18 protein-coding genes and 1 pseudogene are annotated in these 20,318 nt (G+C 68.9%); 13 read left to right on the top strand and 6 right to left on the bottom strand.

What is annotated here, in order from left to right:
• Window positions 1-10 precede the first annotated feature (10 nt).
• The 6 genes from secA to NF20_RS16130 all read left to right on the top strand — a co-directional run bounded on the left by secA (window position 11) and on the right by NF20_RS16130 (window position 7,936).
• Window positions 11-2,833 carry a preprotein translocase subunit SecA gene (secA, locus tag NF20_RS16155; RefSeq protein WP_033711584.1) on the top strand — a complete coding sequence of 941 codons (2,823 nt, stop codon included), beginning with the start codon at window positions 11-13 and terminating at the stop codon, window positions 2,831-2,833.
• Between the two features lie 270 nt (window positions 2,834-3,103).
• On the top strand, window positions 3,104-3,850 hold the full coding sequence (locus tag NF20_RS16150; protein ID WP_031347664.1) for a hypothetical protein: 747 nt from the start codon (window positions 3,104-3,106) through the stop codon (window positions 3,848-3,850).
• 24 nt (window positions 3,851-3,874) lie between these two features.
• Window positions 3,875-5,446 (top strand): HD domain-containing phosphohydrolase, encoded by a 1,572-nt coding sequence (locus NF20_RS16145; RefSeq protein WP_011725943.1) that lies wholly within the window; start codon window positions 3,875-3,877, stop codon window positions 5,444-5,446.
• A gap of 48 nt (window positions 5,447-5,494) precedes the next feature.
• Window positions 5,495-6,259, top strand: a complete 765-nt coding sequence (gene mddA / locus NF20_RS16140; protein WP_031345214.1) for a methanethiol S-methyltransferase — start codon at window positions 5,495-5,497, stop codon at window positions 6,257-6,259.
• A gap of 41 nt (window positions 6,260-6,300) precedes the next feature.
• Window positions 6,301-6,783 (top strand): cation:proton antiporter regulatory subunit, encoded by a 483-nt coding sequence (locus NF20_RS16135; protein WP_003874575.1) that lies wholly within the window; start codon window positions 6,301-6,303, stop codon window positions 6,781-6,783.
• Between the two features lie 4 nt (window positions 6,784-6,787).
• On the top strand, window positions 6,788-7,936 hold the full coding sequence (locus NF20_RS16130) for a cation:proton antiporter (protein WP_019734240.1): 1,149 nt from the start codon (window positions 6,788-6,790) through the stop codon (window positions 7,934-7,936).
• A 13-nt stretch (window positions 7,937-7,949) separates the two neighbouring features.
• On the opposite strand, the pseudogene NF20_RS16125 reads toward NF20_RS16130, so the two are convergent.
• A pseudogene (locus tag NF20_RS16125) lies at window positions 7,950-8,509 on the bottom strand (Rv3235 family protein).
• A gap of 211 nt (window positions 8,510-8,720) precedes the next feature.
• Here NF20_RS16125 and NF20_RS16120 point away from each other — a divergent pair.
• The 5 genes from NF20_RS16120 to NF20_RS16100 all read left to right on the top strand — a co-directional run bounded on the left by NF20_RS16120 (window position 8,721) and on the right by NF20_RS16100 (window position 14,213).
• On the top strand, window positions 8,721-10,142 hold the full coding sequence (locus NF20_RS16120) for a WS/DGAT/MGAT family O-acyltransferase (RefSeq protein WP_023868156.1): 1,422 nt from the start codon (window positions 8,721-8,723) through the stop codon (window positions 10,140-10,142).
• A gap of 51 nt (window positions 10,143-10,193) precedes the next feature.
• Window positions 10,194-11,051 carry a polyphosphate kinase 2 gene (ppk2, locus tag NF20_RS16115; RefSeq protein WP_011725940.1) on the top strand — a complete coding sequence of 286 codons (858 nt, stop codon included), beginning with the start codon at window positions 10,194-10,196 and terminating at the stop codon, window positions 11,049-11,051.
• Between the two features lie 2 nt (window positions 11,052-11,053).
• Window positions 11,054-11,566, top strand: coding sequence for a DUF6912 family protein (locus tag NF20_RS16110; protein ID WP_003874580.1), 513 nt, complete (start codon window positions 11,054-11,056; stop codon window positions 11,564-11,566).
• A 121-nt stretch (window positions 11,567-11,687) separates the two neighbouring features.
• Window positions 11,688-12,830 carry a ferredoxin reductase gene (locus tag NF20_RS16105; RefSeq protein WP_031343632.1) on the top strand — a complete coding sequence of 381 codons (1,143 nt, stop codon included), beginning with the start codon at window positions 11,688-11,690 and terminating at the stop codon, window positions 12,828-12,830.
• Between the two features lie 99 nt (window positions 12,831-12,929).
• The gene (locus NF20_RS16100; RefSeq protein WP_031347668.1) at window positions 12,930-14,213 is read left to right on the top strand and encodes a fatty acid desaturase family protein; all 1,284 of its coding nucleotides are present in this window, start codon (window positions 12,930-12,932) and stop codon (window positions 14,211-14,213) included.
• A 141-nt stretch (window positions 14,214-14,354) separates the two neighbouring features.
• Here the strand turns inward: NF20_RS16100 and NF20_RS16095 are convergent, their stop codons facing one another.
• The 3 genes from NF20_RS16095 to NF20_RS16085 are packed head-to-tail and all read right to left on the bottom strand — an operon-like array spanning window position 14,355 to window position 16,457.
• Complete coding sequence (locus NF20_RS16095; protein WP_009978711.1) at window positions 14,355-15,179, bottom strand: hypothetical protein; 825 nt, start codon at window positions 15,177-15,179, stop codon at window positions 14,355-14,357.
• Window positions 15,176-15,793: a TetR/AcrR family transcriptional regulator gene (locus NF20_RS16090; RefSeq protein WP_023860915.1), complete on the bottom strand. Its 618-nt coding sequence runs from the start codon at window positions 15,791-15,793 to the stop codon at window positions 15,176-15,178. The genes NF20_RS16095 and NF20_RS16090 overlap by 4 nt, the downstream gene beginning before the upstream one ends.
• Before the next feature lie 37 nt (window positions 15,794-15,830).
• Entirely contained in the window at window positions 15,831-16,457 is a 627-nt protein-coding gene (locus NF20_RS16085) for a TetR/AcrR family transcriptional regulator (protein ID WP_031343637.1), read from the bottom strand.
• 118 nt (window positions 16,458-16,575) lie between these two features.
• Here NF20_RS16085 and NF20_RS16080 point away from each other — a divergent pair, with 118 nt between their 5' ends.
• Both NF20_RS16080 and NF20_RS16075 read left to right on the top strand, forming a co-directional pair.
• Entirely contained in the window at window positions 16,576-17,718 is a 1,143-nt protein-coding gene (locus tag NF20_RS16080; RefSeq protein WP_023860917.1) for a hypothetical protein, read from the top strand.
• Window positions 17,715-18,608, top strand: coding sequence for a metal-dependent hydrolase (locus NF20_RS16075; RefSeq protein ID WP_023860918.1), 894 nt, complete (start codon window positions 17,715-17,717; stop codon window positions 18,606-18,608). Before NF20_RS16080 ends, NF20_RS16075 begins: the two co-directional genes overlap by 4 nt.
• Here the strand turns inward: NF20_RS16075 and NF20_RS16070 are convergent.
• Entirely contained in the window at window positions 18,594-19,118 is a 525-nt protein-coding gene (locus NF20_RS16070; protein WP_023860919.1) for a DUF302 domain-containing protein, read from the bottom strand. The genes NF20_RS16075 and NF20_RS16070 overlap by 15 nt on opposite strands.
• A gap of 4 nt (window positions 19,119-19,122) precedes the next feature.
• Entirely contained in the window at window positions 19,123-20,298 is a 1,176-nt protein-coding gene (locus NF20_RS16065; RefSeq protein WP_011725935.1) for a thiolase family protein, read from the bottom strand.
• Window positions 20,299-20,318: the final 20 nt, after the last annotated feature.

Raw genomic sequence — 20,318 nt, 5'->3', positions numbered from 1 at the left:
GGACAACACCGTGCTGTCGAAGTTGCTGCGCCTTGGCGAAGGTCGCATGCTCAAGCGTCTCAAGCGGGTGGCTGACTACGTCAACACCTTGTCCGACGAGGTCGAAAAGCTCACCGACGCCGAGTTGCGGGCCAAGACCGACGAGTTCAAGAAGCGGCACGCCGACGGCGAGAGCCTCGACGACCTGCTGCCCGAGGCGTTCGCGGTGGCCCGGGAGGCGGCCTGGCGGGTGCTCGACCAGCGCCCGTTCGACGTGCAGGTGATGGGCGCGGCGGCGCTGCACTTCGGCAACGTCGCCGAGATGAAGACCGGTGAGGGCAAGACGCTGACCTCGGTGCTGCCCGCCTACCTCAACGGCATCGGCGGCAAGGGCGTGCACGTCGTCACCGTCAACGACTACCTGGCCAAACGCGACAGCGAGTGGATGGGCCGGGTGCACCGCTTCCTGGGTCTGGACGTCGGGGTGATTCTCGCCCAGATGACGCCCGACGAGCGCCGGGTCGCCTACAACGCCGACATCACGTACGGCACCAACAACGAGTTCGGCTTCGACTACCTGCGCGATAACATGGCGCACTCGCTCGACGACCTGGTGCAGCGCGGGCACAACTTCGCGATCGTCGACGAGGTGGACTCGATCCTGATCGACGAGGCCCGCACCCCGCTGATCATCTCCGGGCCCGCCGACGGCGCCTCCAACTGGTACCTCGAGTTCGCCCGGCTGGCCCCGCTGATGGAAAAGGACGTCCACTACGAGGTGGATCTGCGCAAGCGCACCGTCGGCGTGCACGAGCTGGGGGTGGAGTTCGTCGAGGACCAGCTCGGCATCGACAACCTCTACGAGGCGGCCAACTCGCCGCTGGTCAGCTACCTCAACAACGCGCTGAAGGCCAAGGAGCTGTTCCACCGCGACAAGGACTACATCGTGCGCGACGGCGAGGTGCTCATCGTCGACGAGTTCACCGGTCGCGTCCTGTACGGCCGCCGCTACAACGAGGGCATGCACCAGGCCATCGAGGCCAAGGAGCACGTCGAGATCAAGGCCGAGAACCAGACGCTGGCCACCATCACGCTGCAGAACTACTTCCGGCTCTACGACAAGCTGTCCGGCATGACCGGCACCGCCCAGACCGAGGCGGCCGAGCTGCACGAGATCTACAAGCTCGGCGTGGTGCCGATCCCGACCAACAAGCCGATGATCCGCACCGACCAGTCCGACCTGATCTACAAGACCGAGGAAGCCAAGTACATCGCGGTGGTCGACGACGTGGTCGAGCGCTACCAGAAGGGCCAGCCGGTGCTGATCGGCACCACCAGCGTCGAGCGCTCGGAGTACCTGTCGCGCCAGTTCCAGAAGCGGCGCATCCCGCACAACGTCCTCAACGCCAAGTACCACGAGCAGGAGGCCGGCATCGTCGCGGTGGCCGGCCGGCGCGGCGGCGTCACGGTGGCCACCAACATGGCCGGCCGCGGCACCGACATCGTGCTGGGCGGCAACGTCGACTTCCTCACCGACCAGCGGCTGCGCGAGCGCGGCCTGGACCCGGTCGAGACGCCCGACGAGTACGAGGCGGCCTGGCACGAGGAACTGCCCAAGGTCAAGGCCGAGGCCGCCGCCGAGGCCAAGGAAGTGATCGAGGCCGGCGGCCTGTACGTGCTGGGCACCGAGCGGCACGAGTCGCGCCGCATCGACAACCAGCTGCGCGGCCGCTCCGGGCGTCAGGGCGACCCGGGCGAGTCGCGGTTCTACCTGTCGCTGGGCGACGAGCTGATGCGCCGGTTCAACGGCGCCGCGCTGGAGGCGATGCTCAACCGGCTCAACCTGCCCGACGACGTCCCCATCGAGGCCAAGATGGTGACCCGGGCGATCAAGAGCGCCCAGACCCAGGTCGAGCAGCAGAACTTCGAGGTCAGAAAGAACGTCCTCAAGTACGACGAGGTGATGAACCAGCAGCGCAAGGTGATCTACGCCGAGCGCCGCCGCATCCTGGAAGGCGAGAACCTCAAGGAGCAGGCCCTCGAGATGGTCCGCGACGTGGTCACCGCCTATGTCAACGGCGCGACGGCCGAGGGCTACGCCGAGGATTGGGACCTGGACGCGTTGTGGACGGCGTTGAAGACGCTGTATCCGGTCGGCATCGACCATGCCACGCTCACCCGCCGGGACGCCGACGGCGGCTTCGACGACCTCACCCGCGAGGAGCTGCTGGAGGCGCTGCTCAAAGACGCCGAACGTGCTTATGCCGCAAGGGAAGCCGAGCTGGAGGAGATCGCGGGCGAGGGCGCGATGCGTCAGTTGGAGCGCAACGTGCTGCTCAACGTCATCGACCGCAAGTGGCGCGAGCACCTCTACGAGATGGACTACCTGAAGGAGGGCATCGGCCTGCGCGCCATGGCGCAGCGCGACCCGCTGGTGGAGTACCAGCGCGAGGGCTACGACATGTTCATGGCCATGCTCGACGGCATGAAGGAGGAGTCGGTCGGCTTCCTGTTCAATGTCACCGTCGAGGCGGTGCCCGCCCCGCAGGTGGCGCCGGTGCAGACGCCCGAGGGGCTGGCCGAGCTGGGGGCGCCGGCCGAACAGGGCGGCACCGCGACGGCCGCGCGCGACGAAGCCCCAACGCAGTTGCGCGCCAAGGGAATTGACAACGAAGCGCCGGCGATGACCTACTCCGGCCCGTCCGAGGACGGCTCGGCGCAGGTGCAGCGCAACGGCGGCGACGCCAAGACGCCGGCCGGGGTGCCCGCCGGCGCCAGCCGTCGGGAGCGGCGCGCCGCCGCGCGCCAGCAGGGCCGCGGCGCCAAGCCCCCCAAATCGGTGAAGCGCCGCTAGCCTTTCGTCCGGGTTTGGCCGCCTCCGCGCGGCCAGTCGCGACCCCCTCCGCTCGAGCGTGAAGTTAACTTCACGCTCGGCGCCGAGCGTGCACCTAACTTCACGCTCGGCGGGCGTGGGCCGGGGAGGCGGACGCGGGCCGGGGCAGGCGAGCGTGGGCCGGGGAGGCGGGCGCGCCGGGCCGCCGCGGGCGCTGCCACCGCACGCCCTGTGCCGAGTTGAGGCATTCGCCCCATGCGCGGCGGCGGTGTCGGCGCCCACCATGCATGCATGACCACGACACGCACCCCTCTCGACGCCGCGACGGCCGTCCTGGATGACCCGGCCCTGCCCGCCGGAGACGACGAACGGTTCGTCGGTTTCGGCGTGATGGGGCTGCCCTTCGGCAGCGGGCATTACCTGGCGCTGCGGCAGTTTCCGGCGACCTCGTTCTCGCCCGGCTACCGCTCGGTGTGGCACCGCGACCGCGACGGGGTGTGGACCTTCTACGCCACCACCCCCGGCCCGCAGAGCTGTGCCCGCTACTTCGGCGCGGCGACCGCCCGCGACGCGGTCCAATGCGACATCGACGTCGCCTGGGTCACCCCGTGGTCGCTGCTCGTCGAGATCCCGGGACTGCTCGCCTGGCGCATCGACCTGCGGGCCACCGTCGCCACCCGGCTGATGAGTGCGCTCGGCGCGCGGCTGCCGCAGCGGGCGTGGACCAGCCGGGCCGTGCTGGCCGTGCTCGGTCGCGCGGCCGGCCCGCTGCTGCGGGCCGGCCGGGTCCGGCTCTGCGGAACGGTGCCCAACGGTCAGCGCTTCATGCTCGCGCCCGCGCGGGTGTGGGCGGTGCACCACTCCCGGGCGGTGCTGGACGGCGCGGACCTGGGACCGGTCGGGCCGCTGCGACGCCAGGCCCGGCTGGGGGGTTTCCGGCCCCCGCAGCGCGGGGTGTTCGCGGTCGGCGGCGGGCATTTCGAGAACTTCGACCCGGGCCGTCATCACGCCGCGCCGCGCACCGTCGCAATCGGATGACCCCGCGCCGATCGGCTGGGCACAATGATGCTCATGGCGCAGGCCGTACTCCCGACGCGGGCGGAGCTGCTGGCGGCGCTGTCGGTGGCGATCGACCTCGGCCTCGGCCAGCCCGCCGAGCACATGTTGCGGGCGGCGCTCATCGCGACCCGACTCTGCGACCGGCTCGGGCTCAGCCGGCAGCAGCGCGACTGCGTGTACTACACCACCCTGGTCATGTGGGTCGGCTGCCACGCGGATTCGCACGAGTACGCGCGGTGGTTCGGCGACGACATCGCCGTGCGCCACGACTCGTATCTGGTGGACTGGTCCGGCATTCCGTACCTGCGGTTCCTGGCCAGCAACGTCGGCCGGGGCCAGCCGTTGGCGCACCGGCTGAGCGTGATGGCCACGCTGTTCGCCAACGCGCGCGGTCACATCTCCCGGTTGATCCACTCGCACTGCGCCTCGGCGGCCCTGCTGGCCGATCGAATTGGCTTGGGCCCCAACGTACAAGCCGCGCTCGCCTACACCTTCGAGCGCTACGACGGCGGCGGGCTGCCCACCGGTGCCCGCGGTGAGGACATCCCGATCCAGATGCGCATCGCGCAGCTGGCCGACATGGTCGAGGTGCACCACCGCAGCTACGGCGTGGCCGGGGCGGTGGCCATGGTCGGCGCCCGGCGCGGCGGCCAGTTCGACCCCGGGATCGCGGACGTCTTTCTGCGGGACGCCGACGCGATCCTGGCCGGCCCGCAGACCGGCGACGCGTGGGCGGCCGCGTTGCGCGAGGCGCCCGACCGCCACCGGGTGGACGAACAGTCGCTGGACGCGGCACTCGTCGCGCTGGGCGACTTCGTCGACCTGAAATGCCCGTTCACACTTGGGCATTCGCGCGCGGTGGCCCGGCTCGCGGGGCAAGCCGCGCGGGCCGCCGGGTTGGACGCCGACGCGGTGGCGCTGACCCGGCGCGCCGGCCATGTCCACGACCTGGGCCGCATCGGGGTGTCGAACCAAATCTGGTCGCGGCCGGGGCCGTTGAGCGGATCGCAGTTCGAGCGGGTCCGGCTGCATCCGTATCTGACGGTGCGCATCCTCGACCAGGTTCCCGGGCTGCGGCGGCTGGCCGAGGTGGCCGGCAATCATCACGAATGCCTCGACGGCTCGGGCTATCCGCGCGGTCTGGCCGGCTCGGCGCTGGGCATGCCGGACCGCATCCTGGCCGCTGCCGTGTGTTACCAGTCGGGCCGCGAGCCGCGGCCGTACCGGGAGCAGCTGTCGGAGGCGGAGGCCGCGCGACGGCTGCGCGGGCGGGTGCGCTGCGGCGAGCTCGACCCGGTCGCCGCCGAAGCGGTGCTGCACGCCGCCGGTCAGCCCGTCGGGCCGCGGCCCAACCCGCGCCCCGACGGGCTGACCCCCAGGGAGATCGAGGTGCTGGGGCACGTCGCGCGCGGCGCCTCCAACAAGGAGATCGCCGCCGCATTGGTGATCAGCGAGAAAACCGCCCGCAACCATGTCGAGCGGACCTACGCCAAGATCGGCGTGTCGAACCGGATCGGCGCCAGCATGTATGCGCTGCAGCACGGGCTGGTGCCGGCCGCTCCGCCGCACAGTTGAGGCAATCGCCCCATGTTCCCGGCGGCCGATCGGGTGCACAATCAGCTAATGAAACGCTATCTGGTCGTCGGCTATGGAGCCGCCGCTTATCTGCTCTTTCTCGGCGCACTTCTGTATCTCGTCGCTTTCCTGGGAAACTTTTGGGTGCCGCGTACCGTCGATCACGGACTGTCGTCGCCGATCGGCGAGGCGGTGGTGGTCAACCTGGTGTTGCTCGGCCTGTTCGGCGTCCAGCACAGCGTGATGGCCCGGCCCGGTTTCAAGGCGTGGTGGACGCGGCTGGTCCCGGCCACGATCGAACGCAGCACCTACGTGGTGCTGTCCAGCGCCGTGCTGGTGCTGCTGTACTGGCAGTGGCGGACGATGCCGGCCGTGATCTGGGAGGTGACAGCACCAGCCGGCCGGCTGGTGCTGTGGACGCTGTTCTGGCTCGGCTGGGTGATCGCGCTGGCCGCCACCTTCATGGTCAGCCACTTCGACCTGTTCGGACTCCGCCAGGTGTATCTCGCGTGGCGCGGAAAACCCTACAGCCACATAGGGTTTCACGCGCGGATGCTCTACCGGATGGTACGCCACCCGCTGATGCTCGGCTTCGTCATCGCCTTCTGGGCGGCGCCCACCATGACCGCCGGGCACCTGCTGTTCTCGATCGCCATGACCGGCTACATCCTGCTGGCCGTGCACCTGGAGGAGCACGACCTGGTGCAGGCGCTCGGCGACCAGTACCGCGATTACCGGCACCGGGTGCCGATGCTGGTCCCCCTGGGGCACCGGCCGCGCCGGCACCCGACCCAACCCGCCGGTCTGCCCTAGCGGGGTCGGCGCCGGCGAAAGCGACCTGTCAGGATTGACGTATGGACGTCAAGGAGGTGCTGCTGCCCGGGGTCGGCCTTCGCTACGAGTTCACCGACCACAAGGGCGACCGCGTCGGCATCATCGCGCGGCGCAGCGGCGACTTCGACGTCGTCGTCTACGCCCGCGAGGATCCCGACGAGGCCCGGCCGGTGCTGCACCTGTCCAACGAGGAGGCCGAGGCGGTGGCCCAGATCCTGGGCGCGCCGCGCATCGCCGAACGGTTCACCGAGCTGGCCAAGGAAGTGCCCGGGCTGGAGACGGGCCAGGTGCACATCCTGGCCGGCAGCCCGTTCGTCGACCACCCGCTGGGCGACACCCGGGCCCGCACCCGCACCGGGGCGTCCATCGTCGCCATCGTGCGCGACGACGAAGTGCTGGCCTCACCGGGTCCCTCCGAGATGTTGCATGCCCGCGACGTTCTGATCGTGATCGGCACCGAAGACGGTATCGCCGGCGTCGAGAAGATCATCGACAAGGGCTGAGCCGGTGCAGATTTCGGGGACGCTGCTACTGCAACTCGGCGCCCTCCTGGCCACTCTGGCCGTATTGGGCGCCGCCGCGCGCCGATTCGCGTTGTCGCCCATCCCCGTCTACCTGCTGGCGGGCCTGGCGCTGGGCAAGGGCGGGCTGCTGCCGCTGGCCACCGGCGGGCAGTTCATCACCACCAGCGCGCCCATCGGCGTGGTGTTGCTGCTGCTGACCCTGGGCTGCGAGTTCTCCGTCGCCGAATTCTCCAGCAGCATGCGGCACCACTTGCCGTCCGCGGCGGTCGACGTGGTGCTGAACGCCGCGCCCGGCGCGATCGCCGGCTGGCTGCTGGGACTGGACGGGGTGGCCATCCTGTGCCTGGCCGGCGTCACCTACATCTCCTCGTCGGGCGTCGTCGCCCGGCTGCTGGAGGACCTGCACCGGCTCGGTAACCGGGAGACCCCGGCGGTGCTGTCGGTGCTGGTGCTCGAGGACTTCGCGATGGCCGCCTACCTGCCGCTGTTCGCGGTGCTGGCGTCCGGCGGCGGCTGGCTGCACGCCGTCGTCGGCATGGTGGTGGCGGTGAGCGCGCTGGTGGCGGCGTTCGCCGCGTCCTACCGCTGGGGTCACCACGTGCAGCGGCTGGTCGAACATCCCGACTCCGAACAGTTGATGCTGCGGGTGCTCGGCATCACCCTGATCGTGGCGGCCATGGCCGAATCCCTGCACGCCTCGGCCGCGGTGGGCGCGTTCCTGGTGGGCCTGACGCTGACCGGGGAGACCGCGACCCGGACCCGTCAGGTGCTGGCGCCGCTGCGGGATCTGTTCGCCGCCATCTTCTTTCTGGCGATCGGCTACTCGGTGGATCCGCACGAGCTGATCCCGATGCTGCCCGCGGCGCTGATCCTGGCCGCCGCGACCGCGGCGACCAAGGTGGCCACCGGGATCTTCGCCGCCCGGCACGACGGGGTAGCGCGGCGCGGGCAGTTGCGGGCGGGCACCGCGCTGATCGCCCGCGGCGAATTCTCGTTGATCATCATCGGATTGGCCGGCAGCTCGCTGCCCGCGGTCGCGGCGCTGGCGACGTCCTACGTTTTCATCATGGCGATCGCGGGGCCGGTGCTCGCCCGCTACACCGGCCCGCGGCCGGCCGCACCGGCGACCTGAGGGCGCGCCCGGTTCACCCGATGTGCAGGGCCACCACCATCCACCGGGTCCCGCCGGCGCCGGGCACCTGCTCGACCCGGCAGGCGATGGCGTGCATCCGATTGCCCCGGCTGTAGCAACCGAAGACTTCGGCCGCCGTCTGCGGGTCGCCGTGACCCGCCGGCTGCAACCGCATCCGGCGCAGCACCGCGGCGCCCGGCGCCGGTCCGTTCAGCGAACGCCCAACCGCCACAACAGAATCCACCAGACTGGGGCCAGCAGCGGGTTGAGCTGGGCGGCCGGGCGGCGGCGGTCGATGACCTCGAGCACCCGGCGCAGCGCCGCGTCGGCGAACACCGCGGCCTCGCGCAGCTGGGCGGACATGACCGCGCCGGATGGCGGCGCGGCCGCTCGGCCGGGTGGCCCGCCGCAGGCGCGGGGCGACGCGTGGCCGCCGCCGCGGCGCAACGGCGCACGCGCGGACGGCCGGCACTGCGCCAGCACGCGCGGCACGTCCTGGGTTTGCGGCTCGTAGTCGACGACTGGTACCACGGTGAAAGCGTCGGACGGGTTGGCGACGGGACCGGTGTTCAACGCGCACTCTCCAACTGTTGGGGCGGACTCTTGCGGCGGACCGCAAGCCTGCTGGAGAGAGGGCAGACGGTGGTTGGTCAGTGGTCATCATGGCACAACTGGCTCGCGGGCGTACCCGCGCTGACGGGCGCGCCGGCCGGACCACTACGGTGGGCGAGAAATACGGTCGCTGCGCGCACGGACGACCCACTGACCAGGAGGACAGCGCTGCATGGTTAGCCGGTTGTCCCCGGCGGATGCGTCGTTCTACCGGCTGGAGAACACCGCCACCCCCATGTACGTCGGATCGCTGGCGATCCTGCGCCGCCCGCGTGCCGGGCTGAGCTACGAGACGCTGCTGCACACCATCGAGCAGCGGCTGCCGCAGATACCGCGCTACCGGCAGAAGGTGCGGGAGGTGCCGGTCGGCACCGCCCGGCCGGTGTGGATCGACGACGGCGACTTCGACATCACCTATCACGTGCGCCGCTCGGCGCTGCCGTCGCCGGGCAGTGACGAGCAGCTGCACGAGCTGATCGCCCGGCTGGCCGCCCGGCCGCTGGACAAGACGCGGCCGCTGTGGGAGATGTATCTGGTCGAGGGCCTGTCCAAGAACCGGCTGGCGCTCTACACCAAATCCCATCAAGCGCTGATCAACGGGATGACGGCGCTGGAGATCAACCACGTCATCGCCGACCGGACCAAACGCCCGCCGGCCTTCCCCGAAGACATCTGGGTCCCGGAACGCGACCCGGGCAACACCCGGCTGGTCCTCGGCGCGATCGGGGAGTGGCTGGTGGGCCCCAGCGCGCAGCTGCAGGCCGTCGGGTCGGCGATCGGCGGGCTGGTGACCAACTACGGCGAGCTGGTCGACGCCGGCCGGCGGGTCTTCGATTTCGTGCGCAACGTGGCCCGCGGCACCGCGCCCAGCAGCCCGCTCAACGCCACCGTGTCGCGCCACCGGCGGTTCACCGTGGCCAGCGGCAGCCTGGAGGACTACCGCACCGTGCGGGCCCGCTACGACTGCGACGTCAACGACGTGGTGCTGGCGGTGATCGCCGGCGCCCTGGGCAGCTGGCTGATGTCCCGCGGGGTGGCGGTGTCGCCCACCGCGACGGTGCGGGCGATGGCGCCGCTGTCGGTGTACGCCGACGGTGACCTGGACGTCAGCGGCCCCGGTCAGGCGATCAGCCAGGTGATGCCGTTTCTGGTCGACCTGCCGGTGGGGGAGCCGAACGCGGTGGTGCGGCTCTCCCAGATCGCGCACGCCACCGAATCCAACCCGACGGCCGCGCATCTGGTCGACGCCAGGACCATCGTCACGCTGTCGGGTTTCGCCCCGCCCACCCTGCACGCCATGGGCATCCGGGTCGCGACCAGCTTCCCGAGCTTCTCCAAGCGCACCTTCAACCTGTTGATCACCAACGCGCCCGGGGCGCAGTCGCAGATGTACGTCGCCGGCACCAAGCTGCTGGAGACGTATTCGGTGCCGCCGCTGCTGCACAACCAGGCGCTGGCCATCGGCGTGACGTCCTACAACGGCATGCTCTACTACGGCATCAACGCCGACCGCGAAGCGATGAGCGACGTCGACCTGCTGCCCGGACTGCTGAACCAGGCGCTCGAGGAACTGGTGGAGGCCGCCCGGTCTTAGGCAGCGCTAGACGGCGCTGAAAATCCCTGCGTGGGGCTATCATTCGTGGCTGTGAGCAGCGCGAAAAACGACGGCGTTCCCCTCAAGGCCGGCAAGAAGAAATCGGCCCGGGCCGCGGTGAAGATTCCCGACGCCGTCTATGAAGCCGAATTGTTCCGGCTGCAAACGGAATTGGTGAAACTGCAGGAGTGGGTGCGCCATTCCGGGGCGCGGCTGGTGGTGGTCTTCGAGGGCCGCGACGCTGCCGGCAAGGGCGGCGCGATCAAACGGATCACCGAATATCTCAGCCCGCGGGTCGCCCGTGTCGCCGCGCTGCCGGTGCCCACCGATCGCGAACGCGGCCAATGGTATTACCAGCGCTACATCGCGCACTTGCCCAGCAAGGGTGAGATCGTGCTGTTCGACCGATCGTGGTACAACCGGGCCGGCATCGAGAAGGTCATGGGATTCTGCACGCCGCAGGAGTACGTGCTGTTTTTGCGGCAGACCCCGATCTTCGAGCAGATGCTGATCGACGACGGGATATTGCTGCGCAAATATTGGTTCTCGGTTTCCGAGGCCGAACAGCTGCGCCGGTTCAAGGCGCGGCTGAAAGACCCGGTCCGGCGCTGGAAACTGTCTCCGATCGATCTGGAATCGGTATACCGGTGGGAGGACTATTCACGCGCGAAGGACGAGATGATGGTGCACACCGATACCCCGGAGAGTCCGTGGTACGTCGTGGAATCCGACATCAAGAAGCACGCGCGACTGAACATGATGGCCCATCTGTTGTCCACGATCCCCTACCACGCCGTCGAGGCGCCCCCCGTCAAGCTGCCGCGGCGTCCCGTCGTGACCGGCAACTACCAGCGCCCGCCGCGTGAGCTGTCGAGGTATGTCGACGACTACGCGGCCACGCTGATCTAGCCGTGGCCACTGTCTACATTCCCGCCACGCTGGCCATGCTGCAGCGGCTGGTCGCCGACGGCTCGTTGGCTGCGGTCAACGGGACGGCGTTCGCGCTGACGCCGGCGTTGCGCGAGGCCTACGCCGAGGGCGACGACGACGAGCTCGCCGAGGTGGCGCTGCGCGAGGCGGCGCTGGCGTCGCTGCGGCTGCTGGCCGGCGCCGAACACGAAGCCGAACACGGCGCCCTGCCGCCGCGCCGCGCGGTGCTGGCGGCCGACGTCGACGACCTCACCTACCGTCCCGACCTGGACGACGCCGTGGTCAGGTTGGCCGGGCCGGTCCGGATCGAGGACGTGATCGCCGCCTACGTCGACAACGCCGCCGCCGAACCGGCGGTGGCCAAGGCGATCGAGGCCGTCGACGCCGCCGACCTGGGGGACGAGGATGCCGACCTGATCGTCGGCGACGCCCAGGACCATGACCTGGCCTGGTACGCCAGCCAGGAGCTGCCGTTTCTGCTGGAGCTGTTGTAACCGCACGCCTGGCCGCGACGCCGAGGGTACGGTACCGTAGGTTACGGTACCGTAGCTTTTGGCTCTGGCGTTGACCGCACGCCGCAATTGCGAGGCAGGAGCTTCCAACATGAGCAACACCATGAGCAAGACGACATCGCCCATCACTGCCAACCTTGGCGACACCAAGCGACCCGTGGTCGCGGGGGCAGAGCGGCACCCCGGCTGGCACGCGCTGCGCAAACTCGCCGCGCGCATCACCACGCCGCTGCTGCCCGACGACTACCTGCACCTGGCCAATCCACTCTGGTCGGCGCGGGAACTGCGCGGCCGCGTGGTCGACGTGCGCCGGGAGACCGAGGATTCCGCGACCCTGGTGATCAAACCGGGCTGGGGCTTCAACTTCGACTACCAACCCGGCCAATACATCGGCATCGGACTGTTGATCGACGGGCGCTGGCGGTGGCGGTCGTACTCGCTGACCTCGAGCCCGGCGACGTCGGCGTCGGCGCGGACCGTGACCATCACCGTCAAGGCGATGCCCGAGGGCTTCCTGTCGAGTCACCTGGTGGCCGGTGTCGAGCCGGGCACCGTGGTCCGGCTGGCGGCGCCGCAGGGCAACTTCGTGCTGCCCGACCCGGCGCCCGCCTCGATCCTGTTCCTCACCGCCGGCTCCGGGATCACGCCGGTGATGTCGATGCTGCGAACCCTGGTGCGCCGCAACCAGATTGGTGACATCGTCCACCTGCACTCGGCGCCCACCGAGGCCGACGTGATGTTCCGCGGCGAGCTGGCCGCCCTGGCGAACGAGCACCCCGGCTATCGCCTGCAGTTGCGGGAGACCCGCACCCGCGGCCGGTTCGACCTGTCCCTGCTGGACCGCGAGGTGCCCGACTGGCGCGAGCGCCAGACCTGGGCCTGCGGTCCGGAAGGGATGCTGAACGCCGCGGAGCGGGTATGGTCGGCCGCGGGCATCGGCGAGCAGTTGCATCTGGAGCGCTTCGCGGTGTCCAAGGCCGCACCCGCCGGCGCCGGCGGCATGGTCACCTTCGCCAGGAGCGGGCGCAGCATCGACGCCGACGCGGCGACGTCGTTGATGGATGCGGGCGAAGCCGCCGGGGTGCAGATGCCCTTCGGCTGCCGGATGGGTATCTGTCAGTCGTGTGTGGTCGGCCTGGTCGAGGGGCACGTCCGCGATCTGCGCACCGGCGCCGAACACGAGCCGGGGACCCGGGTGCAGACCTGCGTGTCGGCCGCATCCGGGGATTGCGTGCTCGACATTTAAAGGCTACTCATAGGTAACCTACGGCGTCGTAGGTTACGATAGCGTAGGTCTGGGACGGATGAACGGACCGAACAATATGACCGCAGGGAGATGACGACGATGGCGATCACAGACGTCGACGTATTCGCCCATCTGACGGACGCCGATATCGAAAACCTGGCCGTTGAGCTCGATGCCATCCGCCAGGACGTGGAGGACTCGCGCGGCGAGCGGGACGCCCGCTACATCCGCCGCACCATCGCGGCCCAGCGCGCGCTGGAGGTGACCGGCCGGCTGCTGCTGGCCGCCAGCTCGCGGCGCTCGGCCTGGTGGGCGGGGACGGTGACCCTGGGCGTGGCCAAGATCATCGAGAACATGGAGATCGGCCACAACGTCATGCACGGGCAGTGGGACTGGATGAACGACCCCGAGATCCACTCCTCGACGTGGGAGTGGGACATGAGCGGGTCGTCCAAGCACTGGCGATACACCCACAACTTCGTGCACCACAAGTACACCAACATTCTCGGGATGGACGACGACGTCGGCTACGGCATGCTGCGCGTCACCCGCGACCAGCGCTGGAAGCGCTTCAACCTGTTCAATCTGGTGTGGAACACGTTGCTGGCCTTGCTTTTTGAATGGGGAGTGGGCCTGCAGCACGTGGAGATCGGCAAGATCCTCAAGCGCCGGATGGACCACGAGGAAGCCCGGCAGCGGATTGATGAGTTCCTGGTCAAGGCGGGTCGCCAGGTGGTCAAGGACTACGTCGCGTTCCCGGCGCTGACGTCACTGTCGCCCGGCGCGACCTTCCTGTCCACCTTGAAGGCCAACGCGATGGCCAACGTGATCCGCAACGTGTGGGCCAACGCTGTCATCTTCTGCGGCCATTTCCCGGACGGCGCAGAGAAATTCACCAAGACCGACATGATCGGCGAGACCAAGGGACAGTGGTACCTGCGCCAGATGCTGGGCAGCGCCAATTTCGAGGCCGGCCCGGTGTTGCGGTTCATGAGCGGCAACCTGTGTCACCAGATCGAGCACCACCTGTACCCCGATCTGCCCAGCAACCGGTTGCACGAGATCTCGGTGCGGGTGCGTCAGGTCTGTGACAAGTACGACTTGCCTTACACCACAGGATCTTTCCTGTTCCAGTACGCGAAGACATGGCGCACGCTGGCCAAGCTCTCGCTGCCGAACAAGTATCTGCGCGACGACGCCGACAACGCTCCGGAGACCCGCAGCGAGCGGATGTTCGCCGAGCTGGATCCCGATTTCCTGGGCACCGATCCGGCTACGGGCCGTCGCCGCGGGCTCAAGTCCGCGATCGCGGCCGTGCGCGGTTGGCGGCGCGGCAAGCGGGCGTCCGTGGCGCGTCGCACCGGCGGTGAGCTGGCGGCCTAACCGCCCGTTGGCTTTTCGGGCCGGCCCAGCCTTCGCCGCAGCGCGCCGAACGTGTTCTCACGGCGAATATTTCGCTGATCTGTCGCACTCAGTGCACGCTCGGCGCGACGTTGTTTGCGGGGTCCGCCGTCGAGTCCGTGGTCAGGGGTGGGCGACGAGGTAGGTTTCGTTGTCCAGCCCCGCGGTGAGTTCGTCGACGTCGAAGGGGCGGTCGAGCCTGGCGCGCAACGCTTTCGGGTCGACGAGCAGGCTGATCTCGGCGGTCTGCCGCGCGAACAGCCGACCGATCAGCGGATAGAGGCGGCGCATGATCGCCCGCTCCGCGGTGCTGCAGCGCGAGGCGCAGTAGCCGACGTGCCCGATCTCGTCGGTGAGGATTTCGCTGTAGAGCAGTTCGATGCGCTCGGCGACCTGCGGCTCGTCGGCGAACAGTGCACTGCCGACCCGGCGTAGTTCGTCGAACAGGATGCAGCCGGCCATCTCGGCGGCTCCGACGAACATGAAGCCGAGCCGTTCCGGAAGAAACACTCCGGTCTTGACGAACTGGCGCATCACGAACGGCGGCGGGACCACCTGAAAGGTCAGGTCGAACACGTCCAGGGCGTACGCCAGCAGCCGAGTGTGATAGTGCTCCTCGAGTTCGAGATAGACATTCTCGGGCGGCAGGCTTTCGTCGCTGTTGCGCCCGTAGGTTTCGCCGAGCCCGACGCCGAATCGCTCGGCCTGGTTGAGCTTCGCGGTGGCCAGCAGGAACAGCATCTTGTCGTCCAGGCCGGGTTCGGGTTTCCGGCGGCGCAGGTTGCGCAGGAAGGTGGCTCGGTCGGCGGGACGCGCCGAGCGCACCGGGTTGGCTTCGATCTGGGTGAAGAACTGCTCGCGATTGGCCAGTCGCCTGTTGAGCAGGTCGGCCTCGCCGTCGCGTCGCGCCAGGAAGGCTCGGTAGCCCTCGATACCGGTGGCAGTCATCGTTTCTCCATCCCTTTGACAATCGTTGTCACGTAATGACTTAACAGCGCACCGTCGTGTGCGCCGGTGGCCAGCAGCGCGAACAGCCCGGTGAGGAAGAACGTCGCGAGTTCGGCCGCGTCGACGTCGGAGGAGACCTGCCCGGCGTCCTGGGCCCGGCCGATGACGCCCACCAGGAACTGTCCGAGTGGGTGCTGCGCCAACTCGTCTTCGACCGGCCGCGTCGAGCAGAAGTGCAGTCCGAGCATGTCCCGGAAAACCGCTGGGCCCAAAAGTTTTTCCGCGCTGAGCACGTGCTGCACGAGTTGGTTGAGCACCGCCACCAGATCGCCGGTGGCGCCGCCGAGTTCGCTGACGATCCGGGTTTCCTCGGCGCGCTCCACCTCGACGAGGACGTGTTCCTTGGTCGGGAAGTGGAAGTAGAAGGTCCCGCGGGCCACGCCCGCGTCGGCGACGATGGCGCTGACGTCGGCGGCGGCCAGGCCCCGTTGTGAAATCTCGGCCAGCGCGGCGTCGAACAACCGGGCGCGGGTTTTCCGCCGGCGTGCCTCACGGACACCGCCGCCGCTCGCGGACGGCGTCGCTGGTGACTGCATGGACGCACCGTACGGCATTTCGCTGACGATCGTCAATGACGAGTGTCGGCGAATGTCACACCATCGTCCCCGCCGCCGCCTGTTGTACCCATTGCGTGATCGCCGGGGCCAGCCAGCGTCGCAGGTAGCCGCGAAGCTGGTCCGCGTCGCGCGGCGGATCGCTGGGGTTGGCCAGAAAGGAGTGCACGGCGCGCAGCGACCATTCGACCAGTTCGTCGAGGGTCCGCGACGCCATCGGCGTGCGCTCCCAGTCGACCGAGGTGTGCTCGACCAGGACCTGTTGCCCGACGCGGCGCGCTGTCTCCGACGTGATGCTGCGCAGCAGCGCGTGGGACGGCTCCTCCAGCAGGAGCTGGAGGTAGGGCTCGTCGGGCACCGCGGTGACGGTCAGGACGATGCCCTCGACGACGGCCTCGGCGATGTCGTCGATCGCGCTCAGGCGTTCGGCCATGGCTTCCAAGAACTTTCGGGTGCCCTCGGTGGCCACCGCCCGCAGCAGCGCGGTGGTGCTGGGGAAGTATCGGTACACGGTCTTCCGGCTGACCCCGAGCTCGGCGGCGACGTCGGCGATGGTGGTCTGCCCGCCGCGGCGCCGCACGCACCGGTCGGCCGCCGCCACGATCCGCGCGACGGCATCCTCGTCGCTGCGCGGCGGCTCGCCCTGCCAGCCGTGAGTCCGCATGCCTGCAAATGTAGTCAATGCTGGACAGTGGCGACACACATTTGTTAGACATGTATCGTCAAGCTTTCGGTAAGCGCGTGCAGCTTGTGCGTGCGCCTGGAACTGAGGACGCCCGACGATGAGCGGTCAATGTAGCGACGACATCGAGCGCATCGCCAACCGGCTCGGGTTCGGCTGTGAGCACGCCGCACCGTGGGTGACGCTGAGAAACCCGTTTGGACTGGCGAATTGGACGCTGCCGGTGCTCGAGCTGCTGATGGTCGCGGGCGCGGTGCTGGCGCTGTGGTGGGCGATTCGCCGGCTGCGGCGCGACCGCGATCCCGTCAACATCGTGATCTGGTTCGCCACGGTGATCTACCTGCTGATCGTGGAGCCGCCGCTGTACTTCCCGACGGTCTTCCGCGTCGACAGCACCATCGGTGCGGTCTTCGCGCACAACGTCTTCACGGTGCAGTTCATGTACGACCGGCTGCCGCTCTACATCGTCGGGCTCTATCCCGCGATGCTGACCCTGGCCTACGAAGTGGTCCGCAGCCTCGGCGTGTTCCGGGACTGGGGCGCGATCGTCGGCGCGGTGTGCGTGGGGTTCGTGCACAACTGCTACTACGAGATCTTCGACCAGCTGGGTCCGCAACTGCGCTGGTGGGCGTGGAACGCCGACAACGCGATCAACCGCCCGATGCTGGCGTCGGTGCCGCTGAGCAGCGTCCTGCTCTTCGCCACGGTCGGGCCGGCCTGCGTTGCGCTGTTCGCCCAGCTGCTGGTGACCCGCCCGATCGAGCGGGGCCGCCGGCTGAGCCGAATTGCCTTGACCGGCCGCACATTCGGCGTGGCCGTGCTGGTGCCGGTCGGCCTGGTCGTCGCCAACGTCCCGATACTGCTGACCGGCGGCCAGCATCCCGACGGTGGGTTGCGGCGGGCGCTGTACTTCGCTCTTCTGGGCGTGTTCGCCGTGGTGGCCATCCCGGTGCTGTTGCGGCAGTGGCGCAATGCCGCGTTCACACCGAGCGCGCCCAACACCTTCGTCGCGATCTTCGGATCCGCGTATTTGCTTGTTCTCGGGTCGCTGTGGGTGTCGGCCATGCCCGCCTACCTGAACGCCGCGCACGGGCTCACCCGTGACGGAACGCCGACCGGCAGCCTGGCCTACGCACTGGTGTGCTTCGTGCTCGCGGTGGCGCTGACCGTTTCGGTGACGGTCCCCGTGGGCCGTCTAAGCGCGCTCCTTCGGCGAACCGACCGGCGCGAGGTAATGCCATGACAGAACTACGGATTCGGCGCATCCGCTTCGACCTCGACGGCGAGGTCCCGTTCAATTGGAACGCGGGCAATCCCGCCTTCTCCACCTACATGAACATGGTCTCGATGATGGCGATCTGCTTCGAGAAGATGCTCGTCTCGGCGGTGCGAGAGGCCATGCCCCGCATCACCGACCCCGCGGTCGCCGACGAGGCGGAGGCGTTCCTGCGTCAGGAGGCCCAACACGCCAACGCGCACCGCCAGCACCTGCGTGCCCTGATCCGGAGCCACCCCGGGCTGCGGGAAATCCTCGACGCGGCCGTCGCGTCCTATGACCACCTCACGGAGTCCACCCCGCTGAACTTCCGGCTGGCCTACATCGCCGATCTGGAAGCAACTTTCACGCCGTTCTTCAAGATGCTGCTCGACAACGAGGCCACGCTGTTTCGCCCCGGCGACGAACGCGTGGCATCGCTGCTGATGTGGCACTTCGTCGAGGAGGTGGAGCATCGCAGCTCGGCCCTGGTCGTCTACGACGCGGTCGTCGGCGACAAGTGGTACCGGCTGCGGGTGCTGCCCCGCGTCGTCAAACACCTGATGCAGGTCGCCACCAGGCTGTTCGACGGCATCGACGCCGCCGTGCCGCGATCGGAACGCGGCGTGGAAGCACGGGATTTCGCCCCGTGGCGCGGCCTGACGCCGAGGCGTGATGCCGGTCCCGGTCCGCGGGTGCGGCCCGCGCTGCACACGGTGCCCTGGAAGCAGAAGCTCGGCACCGCCGCCCGCGTGCTGATGAGCCAGACGCCACTGCACGATCCCGCCAAGGAGCCACTTCCGGTGTTCGCCGATCGCTGGTTCCAGCGGTACAGCCAGGGGGATGACGTATGCCACTGGTACTCAAGCGAACTCTGATACCGAGCCGGTCACCTTGACGGCCAGCGCGGCCAATTTCTCGTCCAGCGCTTCCGCGGCGGCGAGCAATTCCGGATCGGGCGCCGGGTCCCTCTCCGGAACCATCAGTGACGACGGCTTGACGTAGGTCAGGCTGCTGCCGGAACCCTCCTCGGCGAGCAGCAGTTCGACCGGGGCGAACAACCCGGCCGTCACGTCGTGGCGCAGCATGGTGATCGCGATCAGCGGGTTGCCGAGGATCACACGCAGCGCCCTGCGCTCGATGCCGGCCTTGGCGATCCAGGCGCCATGATCGATGAGGCCTATCAGCATGAATCCGCTTGGGCCGACGTGGGATTCGACGTGTTTGCGGTACGACTCCCAGTCGCCGGCGTCGGTGGCGATGTCGTTGAGCGGCACCGGCTGCTCGCCGATGTCGGCGAGCAGCGCGGCACGCAGTTGGTCGTAGCTCTTGGCGCTGTCGTAGTGCACCCGCACGCCGTGAAAGGGGATGTACCGGGTCTCGGTCACGGGCCTAACTCAACCGCTCGATGATGGTGGCGTTGGCCATGCCGCCGCCCTCGCACATCGTCTGCAGGCCATACCTTCCGCCGCGTTGCTCCAGCGCGTTGACGAGAGTGGTGATGATGCGGGCGCCGCTGGCCCCCAACGGATGTCCGATCGCGATCGCCCCGCCGTTGACGTTGGTCTTGTCCAGATCCGCGCCGGTGTCCTGCGCCCAGGCCAGCACGACGGGGGCGAACGCCTCGTTCACCTCGAACAGGTCGATGTCGGCCAGCGTCAGGCCCGCCTTCGACAGCACCTTCTCGGTGGCCGGAATCACGCCGGTCAGCATGTAGAGCGGGTCGGAGCCGACCACGGCGGTGGTGTGGATCCGGGCCAGCGGCCGCAGACCCAGCCGCGCGGCGGTCTCGCTGCTGGTGATCAGCACCGCGGCGCTGCCGTCGGACAGCGGCGAGGAGTTGCCAGCAGTGATCTCCCAATTGATCTGCGGGAAGCGGGCTTCGGTGGCTTCGCTGTAGAACGCGGGCTGTAGTCCGGCCAGCGTCTGCACCGTGGTGCCGGGCCGGATGAACTCGTCGGTGGCCAGCCCGGCGATCGGGATGAGCTCGTTGTCGAACAGCCCGTCCTTGGTGGCGCGGGCGGCCTTCTCGTGGCTGGCGGCGGAGAACTCGTCGAGCTGGGTGCGCGAGAATCCCCACTTCGCGGCGATCAGTTCGGCGCTGATCCCTTGCGGCACCAGGCCTTCGGGATAGCGGGCGTTCATCGCCTCGCCGAACGGGTTGCTGCCGGGCAGCACCTGGGAGCCCATCGGGACGCGGCCCATCGACTCCACCCCGGCGGCGATCACCACGTCATAGGCGCCGGCGATGACGCCCTGGGCCGCGAAGCTGATCGCCTGCTGGCTGCTGCCGCACTGGCGGTCGATGGTGACACCGGGAACCGACTCCGGGAAACCCGCTCCCAGCAACGCGTTTCGTGCGATGTTGACCGCCTGGTCGCCGACCTGGGTGACGGCGCCGGCGATGACGTCGTCGACCTGCGCCGGATCGACTCCGGTGCGCGCCACCAGCTCCCGCAGGCTGTGGGCCAGCAGGTCGGCGGGCAACACGTCGTGCAGCGCACCACTGGCCTTGCCCTTGCCGATCGGGGTGCGGACGGCCCCGACGATGACGGCGTCGCGGTTCATGGCTCCTCCTCGAGTCCAGG

It is taken from the genome of Mycobacterium sp. MAC_080597_8934 (assembly GCF_000523975.1).
GTDB classification, from domain to species: domain Bacteria; phylum Actinomycetota; class Actinomycetes; order Mycobacteriales; family Mycobacteriaceae; genus Mycobacterium; species Mycobacterium avium.
This window is presented reverse-complemented; position numbering and strand designations above follow the sequence as displayed.